Origin of the sequence: Shewanella sp. SNU WT4, from assembly GCF_006494715.1 — a bacterium.
GTDB lineage: Bacteria > Pseudomonadota > Gammaproteobacteria > Enterobacterales > Shewanellaceae > Shewanella.
Genome location: NZ_CP041151.1, coordinates 856,644 through 873,767 on the forward strand (window position 1 = coordinate 856,644; position 17,124 = coordinate 873,767).

Annotated in this window: 17 protein-coding genes; 15 read left to right on the forward strand and 2 right to left on the reverse strand. The window is 45.6% G+C overall.

The features are described 5' to 3' along the window. Positions 1-494 precede the first annotated feature (494 nt). From FJQ87_RS03855 to FJQ87_RS03920, 14 genes are all read left to right on the forward strand, one after another. Complete coding sequence (locus tag FJQ87_RS03855) at positions 495-2,537, forward strand: cytochrome C (protein ID WP_140933978.1); 2,043 nt, start codon at positions 495-497, stop codon at positions 2,535-2,537. A 91-nt stretch (positions 2,538-2,628) separates the two neighbouring features. After that, positions 2,629-3,054: a rhodanese-like domain-containing protein gene (locus tag FJQ87_RS03860; RefSeq protein WP_140930704.1), complete on the forward strand. Its 426-nt coding sequence runs from the start codon at positions 2,629-2,631 to the stop codon at positions 3,052-3,054. Between the two features lie 73 nt (positions 3,055-3,127). Continuing rightward, positions 3,128-3,895 (forward strand): FKBP-type peptidyl-prolyl cis-trans isomerase, encoded by a 768-nt coding sequence (locus FJQ87_RS03865; RefSeq protein WP_140930706.1) that lies wholly within the window; start codon positions 3,128-3,130, stop codon positions 3,893-3,895. 44 nt (positions 3,896-3,939) lie between these two features. Beyond that, the gene (locus FJQ87_RS03870) at positions 3,940-4,653 is read left to right on the forward strand and encodes a nitrite reductase (protein WP_140930708.1); all 714 of its coding nucleotides are present in this window, start codon (positions 3,940-3,942) and stop codon (positions 4,651-4,653) included. A 68-nt stretch (positions 4,654-4,721) separates the two neighbouring features. Further along, the gene (locus FJQ87_RS03875; RefSeq protein ID WP_140930710.1) at positions 4,722-5,429 is read left to right on the forward strand and encodes a 4Fe-4S dicluster domain-containing protein; all 708 of its coding nucleotides are present in this window, start codon (positions 4,722-4,724) and stop codon (positions 5,427-5,429) included. 1 nt (position 5,430) lies between these two features. Further along, positions 5,431-6,378, forward strand: a complete 948-nt coding sequence (gene nrfD / locus FJQ87_RS03880; RefSeq protein ID WP_140930711.1) for an NrfD/PsrC family molybdoenzyme membrane anchor subunit — start codon at positions 5,431-5,433, stop codon at positions 6,376-6,378. 184 nt (positions 6,379-6,562) lie between these two features. After that, the gene (locus FJQ87_RS03885; protein WP_140930713.1) at positions 6,563-7,051 is read left to right on the forward strand and encodes a nitrous oxide reductase accessory protein NosL; all 489 of its coding nucleotides are present in this window, start codon (positions 6,563-6,565) and stop codon (positions 7,049-7,051) included. 3 nt (positions 7,052-7,054) lie between these two features. Continuing rightward, positions 7,055-8,362, forward strand: a complete 1,308-nt coding sequence (nosD, locus tag FJQ87_RS03890; RefSeq protein ID WP_240778821.1) for a nitrous oxide reductase family maturation protein NosD — start codon at positions 7,055-7,057, stop codon at positions 8,360-8,362. Next, positions 8,359-9,204 (forward strand): ABC transporter ATP-binding protein, encoded by an 846-nt coding sequence (locus FJQ87_RS03895; RefSeq protein WP_140930715.1) that lies wholly within the window; start codon positions 8,359-8,361, stop codon positions 9,202-9,204. The genes nosD and FJQ87_RS03895 overlap by 4 nt, the downstream gene beginning before the upstream one ends. Further along, positions 9,192-10,025, forward strand: a complete 834-nt coding sequence (locus tag FJQ87_RS03900; RefSeq protein WP_140930717.1) for an ABC transporter permease subunit — start codon at positions 9,192-9,194, stop codon at positions 10,023-10,025. The genes FJQ87_RS03895 and FJQ87_RS03900 overlap by 13 nt, the downstream gene beginning before the upstream one ends. A 239-nt stretch (positions 10,026-10,264) precedes the next feature. Further along, positions 10,265-11,554 (forward strand): helix-turn-helix domain-containing protein, encoded by a 1,290-nt coding sequence (locus tag FJQ87_RS03905; RefSeq protein ID WP_140933980.1) that lies wholly within the window; start codon positions 10,265-10,267, stop codon positions 11,552-11,554. Between the two features lie 431 nt (positions 11,555-11,985). Beyond that, on the forward strand, positions 11,986-12,231 hold the full coding sequence (locus FJQ87_RS03910) for a hypothetical protein (protein WP_140930719.1): 246 nt from the start codon (positions 11,986-11,988) through the stop codon (positions 12,229-12,231). 331 nt (positions 12,232-12,562) lie between these two features. Beyond that, positions 12,563-12,829: a hypothetical protein gene (locus tag FJQ87_RS03915; protein WP_140930721.1), complete on the forward strand. Its 267-nt coding sequence runs from the start codon at positions 12,563-12,565 to the stop codon at positions 12,827-12,829. Positions 12,830-13,043: 214 nt separating this feature from the next. Then, entirely contained in the window at positions 13,044-14,147 is a 1,104-nt protein-coding gene (locus tag FJQ87_RS03920) for a phosphoribosylaminoimidazolesuccinocarboxamide synthase (RefSeq protein WP_140930723.1), read from the forward strand. 139 nt (positions 14,148-14,286) lie between these two features. On the opposite strand, the gene FJQ87_RS03925 is transcribed toward FJQ87_RS03920, so the two are convergent. Then, a complete protein-coding gene (locus FJQ87_RS03925) occupies positions 14,287-14,982 on the reverse strand; it encodes an oxidative stress defense protein (protein ID WP_140930725.1) in 696 nt (231 codons plus the stop codon). Positions 14,983-15,229: 247 nt separating this feature from the next. Between FJQ87_RS03925 and rimO the strand changes: the two genes are divergently transcribed. Continuing rightward, positions 15,230-16,645 carry a 30S ribosomal protein S12 methylthiotransferase RimO gene (gene rimO / locus FJQ87_RS03930; protein WP_140930727.1) on the forward strand — a complete coding sequence of 472 codons (1,416 nt, stop codon included), beginning with the start codon at positions 15,230-15,232 and terminating at the stop codon, positions 16,643-16,645. A 163-nt stretch (positions 16,646-16,808) separates the two neighbouring features. Here the strand turns inward: rimO and FJQ87_RS03935 are convergent, their stop codons facing one another. Beyond that, the gene (locus FJQ87_RS03935; RefSeq protein ID WP_240778822.1) at positions 16,809-17,051 is read right to left on the reverse strand and encodes a ribosome alternative rescue factor ArfA; all 243 of its coding nucleotides are present in this window, start codon (positions 17,049-17,051) and stop codon (positions 16,809-16,811) included. Positions 17,052-17,124: the final 73 nt, after the last annotated feature.

A 17,124-nucleotide genomic window follows, 5' to 3' on the forward strand; every position in this document is an offset into this window, starting at 1 on the left:
TGCTGTAGCTCACAATTAATCATTAAATCGTGACGCTAATAATGTGGTGGTTATATATTCAGCATGAAATAAGTCAAATGAATGGCAGCGCTAATATTAATAAAGCCACTGCATAATTTGCTTAATAGTTATCGTTATCTGAGATTATCTTAATTCAGGTAACGATAATGTGACCCTAGTCATTTAATAATCAGGCGGGCCTTAATGGCGTAATTATTTATAAAAACAGATAAGTTTTTTAGATGTTTTTAGATATGAAAACAACGGTTTTAGATGTGAAATACACAGAAAGTGTCTTTTGTAAGTGGTTGTTTTTATTTGTTAATATTGGTTTTTACAACTCTGCTAATATTGGTCGGTTCTTTTTGTGCTCCAGCTCCGATTTTTTTAATGGTTATCACTAGAGAATCCAACTTGCTCAAGTGTGTATGTGGTTCGGCGAACTGTCGGGTTCAGCCAATATAAAACTAAAAAAAGTAAGTTAGGAGTGAATGATGAATCAATGGAAACGCAAGACCGCGCTAGGGGCGCTGTTTTGTTTTGGCGCGGCAGCGAGCACTGCATCTTTTGCAGCACCTAAAGCTGGCGAACCAGGCTACGGCACTCATGATATGGGTAAAACTGCGCAATCAATTATTGCCAATCCCGATCTGACTGAAGAGTCTCGTGGCGTCAAAACATTACAAGACTATATTGTTCAGGAAAAAGAGTTATTTGATTTCTTATTCCAGAATCACCCAGTATTTAAATATGAAGAACAAGGTCGTCTACTAGGTGTTTACAAAGTCTCTGACCGAGGTGGTGAATATCTAGAAGAAGGTAATAGTCAAAAGTATTCTGAGCACCATGGTCGCCCAATGGCGATTCAATATCGTTTAGGTGAAAAATCTATTTTAGATTTCCCTAACAAGTTCGTGGGTCCAGAAAAGTGTGGTGAGTGTCACGGCGCTCAATATGAAAAGTGGAGACGCTCGCGTCACGCTAAAACGGTTCGTTTCCCAGGAGAACATCCTGAAGTTGGTAACGATATCGAAAAAACCATGTACAACACTAAAGATACTTCCATACTGCCTGATGGTATTACCCCTGACGCGATTTACGCCACTATTGGTACCCCTCGTACCAAGTATGGTGTAATTGATAGCTGGCTGGTACGTGGTACCTACCATGTGCGTGATGGTCTGCTTAAAGATGGCACTGGTACTTTAGTGGCGGGTGCTAACCAGTTCTCTCGCGGCTGGGCTGAATGGCTGACCCCTGAAAAAGCTAAAGAAATTCAGAAAATTATTCCAACGTTCCCAACCACCTTGGAAGAAATTGGCCTGTCAGGTTCACATCAGTGGGGCATGAGCTCTTACGGCGCTAAGTACGAGACTGATTTCTTGTTCCAACCAGCTTCTTCATACTGTGAAGTTTGTCATAGCTTCAAGTTCGACTTTAAGAACAAGGAAGAGTATTTTGCCGCGCTAGGTAACCCAGAAGAATTGCGTAAGCACACAATTTCTAAAGGTATTACCTGTGAAGAGTGTCACGGCGCTGGCGGTCACTTAGACGGCGGTATTGGTGGCGGTATGCCTTCAAACTGTGAGCGTTGTCACCAGCGTTTCAACTTTATTGAAGAGTTGGCCGACACTGAGCAAGGCAAAGAAAAGCTGGAATACGCTTTTGGCGTGAAGATGAAGTCATCTTGCCCATCATGTGGTACTGAAGGTTCGCAAATGTTCTCTTCTGCCCACTACGACAAGGGTATGCGTTGCGCTACCTGTCATGACCCACACGAAGTGACCGGTAACGATTGGCAGTCTAACTTCACTAAGCCTGCAATGAAGAAAGACTGTACCGATTGTCACGCCGCACAGAAGACTGTTGCTGCTAACAGCAAGACACACACTAACCAAACCTGTCAGTCATGTCACATGCCTAACACGGGTTCTTGTGAAAACTTCACGGGTATGCAGTTCCCTGATATGGCCGGTTTCGATTCAGTTCGTCGTAGCCACGTTTGGAACATCAAGGTTGATCCAACCCTGAAGATGCTTAACCCACCTGAAGGTCAGCCACGTGATGCAGCCGTTAAAGGTTGGACTGTGGCTAAAGATGAAAACGGTCATCACTACTTAGATTTGATGTGGTCTTGTGCTCGTACCTCACCATCAGATATCGATGTTGTTGAAAACAAAGGTTGTCATAGCCCATTCCAGTCTGAATTGGAAAAAGGTATGCACTTTGAAGATCAGATTGAAATCTATGGTGAAGTTCAGAAGTGGCAGAAGCCTATCAAGGAAACTTACGCTCAAGTGGTCGCAGCTATCGAGCGCATCGACCAAATGATGGAAGTGACCAAGCTGACCAATACTCAGAAGTCTGAAGTTTATATGCTGAGTGAAAAGGCTCAAGCAGCAGTTGACCTGATTAAGGCCGACGGTTCTTGGGGTGTTCATGGTCCACGCTACACCCAGAAACGTCTGGATGCGGCTATGGCTTATGTAACTCAAGCGCAAGCTATCATCGACGGTACTTTTGCAGTCAAGATGTAATTGTGGCTCAGTCCTTGGGGTCGCCCCAAGGTCTTGAGTGAATGCAGCCCCGGCAGGGTCAATGCTCTGCCGGGACTTATGGGAAAGCACTATGAATAAGTTAGTACAACAGTGGTTAATTGGTTTGGTGTTATTGATGAGCGGCCAATGTTTTGCTGGAGGCGGTGAAGATATGACAGCCGTCATTCATTACGATTTGAATCCTAAGTACGTGGGATTACTGGAAGCTGAGTTACTGCATAAAAAAGGTGATGTTTATTTTTTCGACGTAAATACGCTTGAGATCTGGGCTGAGGGCTTTATTCCAGGAGCGGTTTTTTTCAATGTTAGAAATTGGAGAGAGTTACTTCCAAAGAATAAAGACGCTGAAATGGTGTTTTATTGTGCCAATCGCTTGTGTACTGCCAGTGTCATGGCCGCCCGCGAAGTGATGAAGCTGGGCTACACCCAAGTAATGCAAATGCCTGAAGGCATATATGGCTGGCGCATGTCAGGCCGAACGCACGAAACCCCTTAAACGACAATTTATCCCGCCAGCGCTTAATTTTCCTGCTGGCTCATTAATATAAGAACTGAGTTGAGAGCGAATCATGACAATTTTTAAAAAAACCATATTGGCCGCAAGCGCCGCAATGATGTTGGCTGGCAGTGCATTGGCAGCCGAGCTTAGCACAGCAACAGAGAAGCAGTCTTACGCCCTTGGCGCGTCTGTGGGTCACTACATTTCTAACCAAGTGTATAACCAGACTGAGCTCGGTGTTGACGTTAACATGGACTTACTGGTGGAAGGCTTTGTGGCAGCGCTGAAGAACACTTCAGTGCTGAGTGAAGAGCAAGTTGTTGATTTATTGAATGAAAGATTGGTAGTTCTCAACGAGAAGCGTGACGCTGTCGTTGCTAAAACCATTCAGGCCAATAAGGAAGCGGGTGAAGCTTACCTGATTGATAACAAGCTCAAAGATGGCGTGGTCGTGACTGAATCAGGCTTGCAGTATCAAGTGATGACCATGGGCAATGGTGTTAAGCCAAAGGCTGAAGATGTCGTTACTGTGAACTTTGTTGGCAAATTGCTTGATGGCACTGAGTTTGAATCTACCTACACCCAAAATGCGCCAGCGCGTATGGCAGTAATGACGTTAATCCCAGGTTGGGCTGAAGGTCTGCAATTAATGCCAGAAGGCTCAACCTTCCGCTTTACCTTACCTGCGGCATTAGCCTATGGCGCTGAAGGCGCAGGTGCTATTCCACCTGAGTCGGTACTGATTTTTGATATTGAATTAGCCAAGGTTGAAGCACAGAAAGATAAAGTGCCAACGATGGGCAGCATGGGTGGTATGGGCGGAATGTCTGGCCACTAAGCCCAAATAACTGAACAACAGGTTAGAGATAGACGGAGTAAGTCATGGATAGTTTGACATTGGTGATAGCAATGGTACTGAGTGGGTTTGTCGCCATGTTTTGGTGGCAACATGCCCGCTATGTACGCCAATGTCCGAGTGAAACGCAGATCGCCGACACGACCAGCGCGCCACTTGCTGCCATGACTCATAAAGTACCGTCTATCGCTATTCCTGCGCTGATGACCCTAACTCTGCTTATCAGCAGTGTAGGGGTCTATAGCATCACTGGTCGCTACAGCGACTGGAACAGCGGCAAACTCGACGAGAATATCGACTACTTAGTGGCAGCCGATATTACTAAGGGACGTTTAGCCGTAGGTAAGAGCCCTGAAAATGAAATTGCATTATTAAACTTGGCCCAATCTTATGCCGCTGGTGGTATGTACCAAGATGCCGTCACTACCTTAGATCAGTTGCTAGCCCTAAGAGGGGAAGATGCTGAGCTCTTAGGCATGAAGGCCACGGCTATGTATTACCGTGACCAAAGGGACATTTCGCTGGCTACCAACTTGGTGATAGCGCGGGCATTAGCTTTACACCGTGAGGAGCTACAAACACGGTTATTGCTAGCCACCGATGCTTATCTTAATGGTCGCTATCAAGATGCCATCGATCATTGGCATATCTTGCTAGACAACCAGAGCCAAGGATTTAATCGGGCCTCGATTAATAATGCGATTTTAAAAGCGCAGAGCAAACTGAACTCGCAGAACTGACACCGACACTGAGCTGAACGACTTAATGAATTATGAGGTCGGCACTAAGCCGACAGATGGAGGATGTTGTGAGTGAAAATCTAGATAGACGGAGGTTCCTGAAAGGTGTCGGAGCTTGCTCTGTACTGATGGCACCATTAGGTTGCTCTTCAGTCAAAGAGGAAAGCGCTGGTACCTACACACCTCGCTACGTCATGGTGTTCGATCAGAACAAGTGTGTCGGTTGTGGGGACTGTAAAACTGCGTGTAACCAAGCCAATGAACTGCCTGAAGGCGTTTCTAAGGTGATGATTGAGCAGCAAAGCGGTCGAGTTGACGGTCAAGCCTGTCCACATTGCGGCAAGATGGAATGTGGCTGCGAGCGTAAGTTCGTGCGCGTTTCTTGTCAGCAGTGTAAGAACGCGCCTTGCGTTACTGTGTGCCCAACAGGCGCGGCGCACCGCGATCCTAAAACTGGCATAGTAACCATGGACGATAGCAAGTGTGCAGGTTGTAAATACTGCATTGGCGCTTGTCCTTATAACGCTCGTCTTATTAATAAAAACACTGATGTTGCGGATAACTGCGACTTCTGTTTAGACAATAAGCTGGCTAAAGGTGAATTGCCTGCGTGCGTACAAAGCTGTCGTTATGATGCGCTGATTTTTGGTGATGCCAATGACCCGACATCGTATGTCAGTCGCTTGCTAGCCGTGAAGGACTCAGTGCGTATTAAGGCGCATATGGGGACTGAACCTAGCTTACGTTATATTCCAATTGTGAAAGTGGGAGTCTAACATGGACGGTACTATTGAGTTTACCATGGGGCTGTCGGAAGGGGTTGCTTGGCCGTGGCCGATTGCTGTGTACCTGTTTTTTGCAGGTATCTCAGGCGGCGCGTTAACCATAGCGTTAGCCATGCGCTTTTTCCTCGGACAAACTGAAAATACGCCATTTTTAAAAGCAGCGGCGCTGGTGTCATTCGTGACCATCAGCTTAGGTATGGTTTGTCTGGTATTAGACTTAACTAACCCGCTATTTTTCTGGCGAATTCTGGTGTTCTATAACCTGAATTCAGTGATGTCTATCGGGGTTATTGCTCTGACGTTCTATATTCCTTTAGTGGCCATCATTACCTTGTTGGCACTGGAAGAAGAAGTTCGTGAGATCAAGGCATTAAACTTCTTACTGCCTGTGATTGCTGCAGTTAAAGGTTTCCGCCGCCCAATGGAAATTGCGGTACTGGTATTAGCTTTGTCTGTGTGTGCTTATACCGGCTTCTTAATTTCTGCCCTGATCCGCTTCCCGCTGATTAATACTTCTGTGCTGCCAGCCTTGTTTGTGGCATCAGGATTATCAGCAGGCGCGGCTTCAGCCAAGATGTTAGCCGTGTATATGTTCAAAGAGCCGTTACACAGCAAAGACATGCATGTGCTGCACAGCGCTGAATGGCCAATCATGTTTGCCGAAGCCCTGTTTATTTTCATGATTGCTATGGCACTGTTCAGCGGTAACGCTGGCGCTCAGTCTGCCTTTGCAGCATTCCATGAAGGGACTTGGTCAAGCGTGTTCTGGATTGGTGTCGTGGGTGTTGGCTTTATGGGCCCGTTACTGCTCAACTTTGCCACTGGCAAGAAGTTCAGTCACTCTGCCTCTGCATTTTATTTGTCTGGAGTGTGCGCCGTGACAGGTATGATGTGTCTGCGTTTGTTTATCCTATACGCAGGTCAATTACACGCCATTTAAGCGTGAGTTTACACAGTGATTAAGCTAGGTCTCATCACTAGATGGGTCATAGGTTGGTCACTGTGTCTATCGTCTTACCCGTAAGCTGCATTATGGTTGCGTTTCTTGGTGTATCCCTTGATAGGTTTAGGCACTTAACATCACGCCGCTTGCGTAACTAGCCTCAGCAATGAGATTTTACCTAATGAAAAAACGACTTTGCTTACTGATGATCCCCTTGTTATTTGCGTGCTCTGATAAGCCAGTTGCCGTGAATACTAACGCCGTCAGCCCGCTAACCGAGCATGACCGCTGTCATTTATGCGGCATGATGATCACTAAATACCCAGGCCCTAAAGGGCAAGTGGTGATGGATAGTGGTGAATACAATCCTAAATTCTGCTCTAGCCGCGATATGTTTAATTTTGCGCTCCAACCTGAAAATAAGCGCCAAGTGACCGCCTTGTTTGTGCATGACGCTGGTGTGACAGAGTGGGAGCAACCGCAAGACAGTGCCTTTATTGATGCTAAGCGTGCTTACTATGTGTATGGCACCAGTCGCAAAGCCGTGATGGGCCCCGCGGTTGCGCCATTTTCAAGCTTAGAAGCGGCTGAAGCCTTTGCTAATCAATATGGCGGCCAAGTGCTATCGTTTGACGATATTAGCTTAGATTTATTAGCGGTTAAGCCCTAAGTTATGGGTTATTGGGTTGGAGTGATGCGTTATCTGGCGGTGATGATAGCTTATCTGCTCAGTGGCTCGCTGGTTGCCGCCACTTGGACGGTAACAGATAGCGCAAGCTTGAGCGCCGCCTTAATGGATGCCGCCAGTGGTGATAGTGTGCACTTAGCTGCAGGCGAGTATCCTGGCCATTTTGTGGTGACTAAAACGCTGACGATGACAAGTAACGCTAAGGCGCAGCTTGATGCCTTAGGCTCCGGCAGCGCCCTTACTGTGCGCGCGCCAAATGTGACAGTTAAAGGCCTTAGTATTCGCGGTTTTGGCGCCTCGCTTTATGACAGGGACGCCGCCATTTTAGTGGAAGCCGGCAGTGATAATGTCAGGGTGCTTGATAATATCATCCAAGGCCCAGGCTTTGGCATTCGCGCCGATGAAGTGCAAAATATTCGCATTGCTGGCAATCATATTACTGGCAATGCCAAGGCCCATAAGCTTGATAGGGGCGATGGTATCTATCTGAGTTATGTGACCCACCCACAGCTCTATCAAAACACCATACAAAACGTGCGCGATGGCATTTATCTTGAGAATGTGAGCCACAGTCGCAGCTTTGATAATCACTTTAGTGAGCAGCAATACGGCATCCATTATATGTATACCCAAGATGATGAGGCATGGCATAACCAAGCCTTCAATGTCGATGGCGGTTATGCCTTAATGAGCGCCAAGCGCATTCATCTCCACCACAATCAGGTAGCTAATGCCGTTGATTTTGGCATCTTGCTTAACCTCACCCATGAATCCAAACTGCACGACAATCAAGTGCTTGCTACTCATAATCCTAAGGGCGATGTCGCGCTGATGAGTGAAGGCAAGGGCATATTTATTTATGGTGCGCGCGATAATCAGATTTATCAAAATCTGTTTGAAGCCAATGATACTGGCATCAATATGGCCATGGGCGGCGAAGGTAACCGTTTGTGGCTGAATCAATTTATTAATAATCGCGCCGCGGTAAAGTATGTCGGTGACAGCTTGCTGGAATGGAGTTATCAAGGCCAAGGCAATTATTGGAGCGATTATCAAGGCTGGGACTTAAGCCAAGATGGCATAGGTGATTTACCCTATCAACCCAATGACAGCCTAGATAGATTATTTTGGTTGTACCCTGAGCTCAGCCTGTTACTGGACAGCCCAGTAGTGGCCTTGCTGCGCTGGCTCGAGCAGCAATTCGTGCCGGTATCAGGTAAAGGCGTGCGCGATAGCGCGCCCTTGATGCAACCTTTTGCCTTAGAATTGCGTATCGCTAAGGAATATCAATGACGTTATGTGCGATTAAAGCTGATAACTTGCAATTTAGTTATAAGAATTTCAACGCGTTAAACAATATTAGCTTTGAGCTTGAAGCGGGTAAGTTGCTGGCGCTGCTTGGGCATAATGGCGCGGGTAAATCGACCTTAATCAAGCTGATGTTAGGCCTGATGCCGCCAAGCAAGGGCACCCTTGAAGTTTATGGTCACTCACCTTTTAGTGGCCGTCAGCGCGGCGCCTTAAGCATTGGTTATTTGCCAGAAAACGTCAGTTTTTATGACAATATGGCTGGCGAAGATGTGCTGCATTACTTTGCTAAATTAAAAGGCGTGACTAAGGCGCGCGTCAATCAACTGCTGAGTGAGTTTCAACTGGATTACGCTAAAAAGCGGCCAGTGCGCACTTACTCTAAAGGCATGCGTCAGCGCTTAGGCTTAGCGCAAGCGCTGCTGGCGCAGCCTAATTTATTATTGCTGGATGAACCTACCGTTGGGCTTGACCCATTAGCCTCAGCCTTTTTATATGACAAGGTGCGAGAGCTGACTGACACCGGCTGCAGCGTCGTGATTTGCACCCATGAGCTCAGCTTAATTGAGCCGCGAATGGATCAAGCTCTCATCATAGGCCAAGGACAATTGTTAGCTTGTGGCAGCTTAGCTAGCCTGCGCGAGCAAGTGCCTGGCTCAGGTTTAAGTTCTGGGTTAAGTTCTGGGTTAAGTTCAGGCGAAAATTCACATACGGATTTACATGCAAACACTGACATGAGTCTCAGCACCCTGTTTTACCAATTAATGACGCAGTTGCCTTGTTTTGATAGCTCCGCCGGATTGGAGATAGCTTCATGTCAGCGATAGTCTGGACCATAGCCGCCAAAGAGTTTGGCGATAATCTGCGTAACCGTTGGCTGTGGATGATGACATCAGTGCTAGTGTTATTAGCCTTTGTGGTCAGTGTTGGTGGCGGCGTGCTGCAAGGCGCGGCCTTATTGCCAAGTTTAGGCAATCAATTGGCGGCCTTAGTGAGCTTGTCTTTGTTGTTATTGCCCTTAGCCGCCATTCTGATTAGTTATGACAGCTTTGTGGGCGAGCAAGAAAGCGGCACCTTATTGTTATTACTCACTTACCCGCTGACTAAGTGGCAGCTGATCTTAGGTAAATTAGTCGGCCACGGCTTAGTGCTGGCGGCGGCCATGCTAGTGGCCTTTGGCGGCTGCGCTGTATTTACTGCTATTTATGGCACGGCTGATGTGAGTGAAGTAGTGCAAGGCTTTGGTCATTTTATGCTGAGCGGCTGGTTACTGGCCATTATCTTTGTGCTGATTGGCTATGGCGTGAGTTTAAGTGTGCGCGAAAAAGCTAAGGCGCTTGGGGTGTTACTGTTGGTCTGGTTTGTGTTCGTCCTCCTCTATGACTTAGTGATTTTGGCAACAGTAGTGAGCTTTGCCGACGCCCTTAATCGGCAGTGGATTAATATCGCGATTTTAATTAATCCCGCGGATGTGTTTCGTAGCCTTAATTTAGCGGCAACACCAGCCTTGGCAGGTCAAGGACAATCGGGTCTGGCGAGTTTGCAGCAACTTGGGGTGACAAGCTTAAGCTTGTACGGGGCGTTAGTGACTTGGCTGCTCGTAAGCTTAGCTCTATGTTATTGGCGTTTTGCGGTTAAGCGCTTGTAACTAAGCCTTAATCATAGTTTTTGCTATCTATATCAAAAGAGATAAGTGGGGGCGGCGCAGGGGCTGGGTGTTTTAATTTCTGAAATTAAGATTTCCAATTTCTAATATATGAAATCAATATGTTAGCCTTAACTCAGATTGAGCTGACTATCACAGACACTTTATTTTTAACAGTATAAAATCCCCCTTAACGAAGTTACAAAATTTCAACAAAGTAAACCTTGATGGGGGAATTTAAGGTGTTACAACTGACTCCATATTTGAACTTGGATGTTCAGGGCAAATGCCTGGTAGACCATGTCAATGGCAGCCACATAGCTTTGACATTCTCCGAAGCCGAAGTATTAGCCAGACTATTAGCCGAACCTGATGTTATTTTAACTAAGGAAGAGCTATTAGCGGTCGGTTGGCCTGAACGTGTGGTCGCCCCTACCTCGTTGACGCAATGCGTTAGTACCTTACGTAAAAAATTAGAGCCTTATCCAGAAGTCCAGCTCAAGACCTTAGCGCGCCGCGGTTATCAACTGCATATTAGCGAGCAAAGTAAGGTCAAGATGGTGGCGCTGGCGGATCCCCAGTCCATTAAGAAAGCGGTACTCAATGTGTCGTTATCTATTAAGGCCACGGGTATTTTAGTGCTAGTGCTGATCATGGCCATTATTTGGTATCAGTGTGATTGGCATGGGATTATTAAGCACAGCGCGAATTGGCGCGCAGGTGAGGCTGTGCCATTAAACATTGGCGGCCAGCAAACGATGGCAAAGCTGATTTATCGCAATGGCATAGAGCAACTGCACCCATCGTGGTGGCAAAAACATATTGCGCCAGAAGGCAATAAGCTCACAGGTACCCCGGCATTTAGCAGCTTTGCGTTAGCCGATATTAAAGTCTATTCCATGGCATTATGCCCAGGGGATAGTTATGAGCATTGTGATGGTGATGGCATTATTAATATTGCCACTATTGATAGTCGCCCTGCTGGGTTGAATATGCAGGAGTTTATTCCGTTAACTAAAGCCCTTGAAAAACGTATTCGGTATAACCGCGTGACTATTCCAGAAATGGCATTTAGTGGCGGCTCTGTGCTTGAACATAATTATCATGGTGATGTGTATTTTCCGGTCGCAGGCGAGCTCTTGGTTCGCAACGATATCACTATGTCGCTGGTATACGATAAAGATACACAAGATACTGGCCAGTTTTATTATTCTTCTTGTGTCACCGACCAAGATTGTTTAACGACGCCGATAAAATCGCATCTGCGTGGTACTTTTGAGCAATATAAGCGCACTATTTCAGGCATGAAGGCTGACGTCTTTCATGTCAAAGTGACCCAAAAGAATTTAAGTCGGCCAGAAGAAATTAGTCGTTCAGCGGTGCACTTCTTTCGGGAAATGCGCAAACATGATGTGTTAGATGATGAGCTGTATTTTTACCGTCTATATCAAAACGATAATACCGCCGTATGGATAGTGCCGCGCATGGGTAATTTCATCATGTGGACTCGCTATCAAACCGTGTCGTTATAATGGTAATCATGCTGCTAAGAATGAATCAGATGAGTAGCTCAATGTAACCATTGGCGAGGTAGCAGTCAGATATTTGGGCTGCTACCTATGTGGACCGGCTATTATTTAACCGCTTGCAAGAGTTTACAAAAATGTATAAAAGCTTATAAGAGTACTGCCGCTTCAGCAAACCTATCACTCTCGCTATCATCCAAATCAATACAATGCGCTAATAGCCTTGCATAATCTCGTTTTATTCTAATTAGTTAGCTTAAAATTAATTTTTGGTTTATTTTAAATGCTTGTTTTTTTTGCATGATTTATCAAATGATGATAAATCCATTTGCAGCATTGAAAATTAATCTTTGCTTATATTTTATGTGATCTAGATCGCTCGCGTGCAGCGAGCTAGCGCTATAAACTGTCGCCATCTGTTTCAAGGATGTTAAGCGATGGCGTTACTGGTTAAAGTGTTATATCTAAGTATTTTTGGGATCTTTATTGTCTGGGGTTATCTTCCTCATGATGGCGGCATTAATCCCATTACTGATTTTATTTATGAGCATACTCAAGGCTTGCGTGAAACCGAAATTAACTTGCTCATTCATTTAATTGTACCTGGATTTATCATGGCATTAGGCTGGACTAGCTGGGATTTACTCTTGATGCTTGATGATAAAGTGGGTGATATGATTTAGCTCATGACCGCATTAGCCAATAATTGGTTGGCTAATATTATGCTTGGCGTGAATAGCGGATGCTTGTCATCCATGACTAAGTTTCCCTGACCTAGTTAATCTTAGCGTTCGATTATTTTCTATTGCTCTTACCTATTACTCTTACCTATTTTGTGCCTACCTATTTATTCATTCACTGTTGCTCGCGTTATAGTGCGCTAACGTTTTTATAGTGGCTAATATTGTTGATGATTAAATAATCCCTGCGTCCATTAAGGATGTGAAAATTTTGATCTAGTGCAAATATTTCCCGTGGCCAAGGGATTATAGTGCGCTCAATCACAGGAGGGAGATGAATAACATGAATCACTTAGCAAAATTGCTTTATTTAGCCATTTTTGGTTTATTGGTTTTTTGGGGCGTCATGCCACAAAATTCTGGTTTTTCTCCGTTTGCATTAATGGTGTATCAATACGCTCAAGGCTTAAGCCCTATTGAGCATCAGTTATTGAGTTATCTTATTATTCCAAGTTTCATTGTGGCGTTAGGCTGGTATAGCTGGAGCGTTTGGTCATTATTAGGCGAACGCTTAGTTAATCGTCCATCCCATAGCAGTTAATGGGTAAACAGTGAGACTGTTGCTGAACTCTGGTTTTCATATTGAACTCTGGTTTTCATATTGAACTCTGATTTCCTTATAGCGAACGTCTCGCGGCCATAACTCTTATGCTTAATCTAGGCTAAACAGGTAAAATAATGCCCTATTTATCTGTTTGCACTGATTAAATGACAGGCATAGCTGTTCCTGCTTGTCGCCATCATAGGATGTAAAGATGAAACTCGCCGATACCGTACTTGCCGTCAATAACGATTTACCTATACGTACCGACCAAGCTGTTCATAGTGGCAAGGTTAGAAGTGTGTATTGGCTCACCGCCGCAGATAGTGCTCGTCTGATTTCACAACAAAATTACGATGTTCCTGCCGATACGCCACTGGCCATTATGGTGATTAGCGACCGCATTTCTGCCTTTGATTGTATTTTCCACGGTGAGCAAGGTTTAGCGGGTATTCCCGGTAAAGGCGCAGCCTTAAACTCGATTGCTAATCATTGGTTTTCAGTGTTTGCCAACAATGGCTTAGCCGATTGCCATATTCTTGATGTGCCTCATCCATTAGTGTGGATTGTCCAAAAAGCCCAGCCGATTAAAGTGGAAGCCATTATTCGCAGTTATATTACTGGCTCTATGTGGCGCGCTTATAGCAAAGGTGAGCGCGAGTTTTGTGGTATTCGTCTTCCTGATGGCCTAACGAAAGATCAAAAGCTGCCTGAACTTCTCATCACGCCCTCTACCAAAGGCATTTTGCGCGGTATTCCAGCGGTGCCAGAGCAAGATGACGTTAATATCAGCCGCCATGATTTAGAACAAAATTATCAAGCCTTTGGTTTTCATAAGATTGAAGACATTGCCGTGTATGAAACCTTACTTAAGCAAGGGTTTGAAGCCATTCGCGCAGAGCTTGAAAAAATTGATCAAATCTTTGTGGATACCAAGTTTGAGTTTGGTTATGTCACCGACAAACAGGGGCAGCCTAAATTGATTTATATGGATGAAGTCGGCACGCCTGATTCATCGCGTATTTGGGATGGCGCGGCTTATCGCGATGGCCACATAGTTGAAAACTCTAAAGAAGGGTTTAGGCAAATGCTGCTGACTCAATATAACGACCCCGACTTGTTGCTCAATAAAGACAGAATGACTGAGCGTGAGCAGTTTGCCCGCGATACCGATTTACCCCTTGAAACTATGCTGGCGACATCGCGCACTTATGTGGGCATTGCCGAGAAGATTATGGGTAAGCCGCTGAAACTTGCCGACAATCCGCGCCAAGAAATCATTGAGGTACTGCGCGATAAGTATCAATTGATTGATTAGAAATGGTGTCAGGTGCGATGAGCTAAACAGTCGGCCTAGCTAAATAGCTAGGCCGACTGTTATTTAAGTAGTGATAGCCAGAGCGGTTAGAGCCTGACTAGCTATCGCTTAATGGCTTGAATGATTGCGGCTTGATTAATTATGGCTTGATTTTATAAATCACTTCTACCGAATCACTGACTGTGATTTGTCCTTGCTGATAGCTCATCTCTGGGCTGCTATCGGCCATGGCCGCCATGCGATACATGACTGGCCGAATCGGTTCTTGCGATAAATAACTGATTTGCCATACGCCTGCGAGCTTACTACCAAAACCTTTAGCCACATCGGCGGCGTTAGACTGGGCATCTTTTATGGCGGCTTGGCGCGCTTGCTGCTGCAGCTCCGCCATCTTGCTTGACGATAATTGAATGTTATCCACGCGATTTAAGCCTTGCTCGATAGCTGAATTTAAAATGTCATTCAGTTGGCTTAACTGCTCAATAGTGACAGTCACAGTGCGATTTGCCTGATAACCCACTAATTGGCGTGGGGCGTTATTGTGATACTCGTAACTTGGCTGTAAATCAAGATTGGCGCTATTAATATGCTCGCGTTTGACGCCAGCTTCTATCAGGCGCTGACTAAAATCCACCACGGCTTTATCTGACGCGGTTTTAGCTTCTTTGGCATCTTTTTTGATAATGCTCACTGTGACTTGTAGGCTCGCCATATCAGGCTCGGCGGTAATTTGCGCCTTACCTTGAGTCACTAAATGTGGGAAATCTAAGCCATTGGCTAAGGTCAGTGGGGATGCGAGTAATAACAGCGAGGTAGCAAGGTGCGACAATTTCATAGTGTAACTCCCAAAAAAGACTAATAACTATCTAGGCGTACAATAACAATAAATAGTGGCCGTGCGCAGTGGCCAAAAGCGAATACCCAACACTGTCACTTATACCATGTTTAGCCTGAGTTCGAACCCAAAGGCGGATTAATCGCTATGGCTGGTGACTTTTTAAGCAAGGCGGCTGTACCTTTTAGCTGCATCAGGTATAATCCGCGCAATTTTTTGATGCTACTTTGATAGCCAGTGAGACGCCATGACAGTAAATACCTTTGACCCCAAGCAGACGACTACGCTTGATACCCCAGCCAAGACCATAGCGGCCAGTGAAACTACTGCCACCACCGCCAGCGGTAATCGCATTGGTTTTATTAGCTTAGGTTGTCCTAAAAACTTGGTGGACTCAGAACGTATTTTGACTCAGTTAAGAATTGACGGCTATGAAGTCACCAATAGCTATGACAATGCTGACTTAGTAATTGTTAATACCTGCGGTTTTATTGATGCTGCCGTTGAAGAGTCGTTAGATGCCATTAAAGAGGCATTAGAAGAAAACGGTAAAGTATTAGTGACAGGTTGTCTTGGCGCCAAAGAAAACACTATTCGTGAAGTGTTTCCTGACGTATTAGAAATTACTGGCCCTCACAGTTATCAAGAAGTGCTTAAGCATGTACATCAATACGTGCCTAAGCCTGAGCACAACCCGTTTCTGTCATTAGTACCAGAAACTGGGGTGAAGCTGACGCCTAAGCATTACGCTTATTTAAAGATTTCGGAAGGCTGCGATAACCGCTGTACTTTCTGCATTATTCCTGAGCTGCGTGGTGATTTAGACAGCCGTCCAGCGGGCAGCATTTTAGATGAAGCTAAGCGCTTAGTTGAATCTGGCGTGCAAGAGATTTTGGTCGTGAGCCAAGATACTTCGGCCTATGGTAAAGATAAGGGCGGTCGCACCGATTTTTGGAACGGCATGCCAGTGAAGCAAGACATAGCTACCTTAGCTAAGCATTTGGGCAAAATGGGTGCTTGGGTGCGTCTGCACTATATCTACCCATACCCTTGGGTGGATGATTTAATTCCATTAATGCGTGATGGCTTAATTCTGCCGTATTTAGATATCCCAATGCAGCACGCGAGCCCGCGCATCCTTAAGATGATGAAGCGCCCTGGCCGTGTGGATAGACAGCTTGAAGCCATTCAGCGCTGGCGCGAAGTGTGTCCAGACTTAGTGATCCGCTCGACTTTCATTGTCGGCTTCCCTGGTGAAACCGAAGAAGACTTTGAAATGCTGCTCGACTTCTTGCGCGAAGCCAAGCTTGATAGAGTCGGTTGCTTTAAGTATTCAGAAGTGAAAGGCGCCGTAGCTAATACTCTGGCTGAGCTTATCAGCGAAGAAGTGAAAGAAGATAGATACCACAGATTCATGCAAGTTCAAGCTGACATCAGTGCCGAGCGTTTAGCGCGCCTTGTAGGCCGCGAGCTGGATGTACTGATTGATGACGTTGATGATGAAGGTGCCGTTGGTCGTTGTTATGCTGACGCGCCAGAAATTGATGGCATGGTATTTATTAATGGCGAAGTTGAATTAGAGCCTGGCATGTTAGTGCGCGCTGTGATTACTCATTCAGACGAACATGATCTGTGGGCTGAATTAGTGCAGTTGGAAGACTAATTAAGCGGTAGGTCGACAGCTAAATCTCATCCATTGTGATTGATACTAAGCGAGCTTTGGCTCGCTTTTTTTATGCGGCCGTTTTGTAGTGATGAGCATTAAGGTAGCTAGGTGTGGCGGTAAATGGTGATGCTTACTGATGTTTGCTGAAGCTCAGTGACGGCTAGTTAAGCTTGCTGCCGGCAATAATAGGGCAGATGTCAAAAGAGGCATCGCCTCGCAGCTGATGCCCCTTTTTGCTCCCTTGGCGTTGGTAAGCGCCTTTACCTTTTTTGGGTTGTTCAACCCGAGCCTTAAACAGTGGACTGGTAACTAATGCCTTGAGGGCATTATCTTGAATCTTACCGCGCCCGGTGTCATGGCTAAGTAACCGGTTATTCATTGCAATCTTTACTGGTTTACCCATATAAATTCCTTTAGGCATAGCTCTTTGCCGCAATAGGCTAAGTCACAGGATATGCCATGGTCAGCATAGCAAA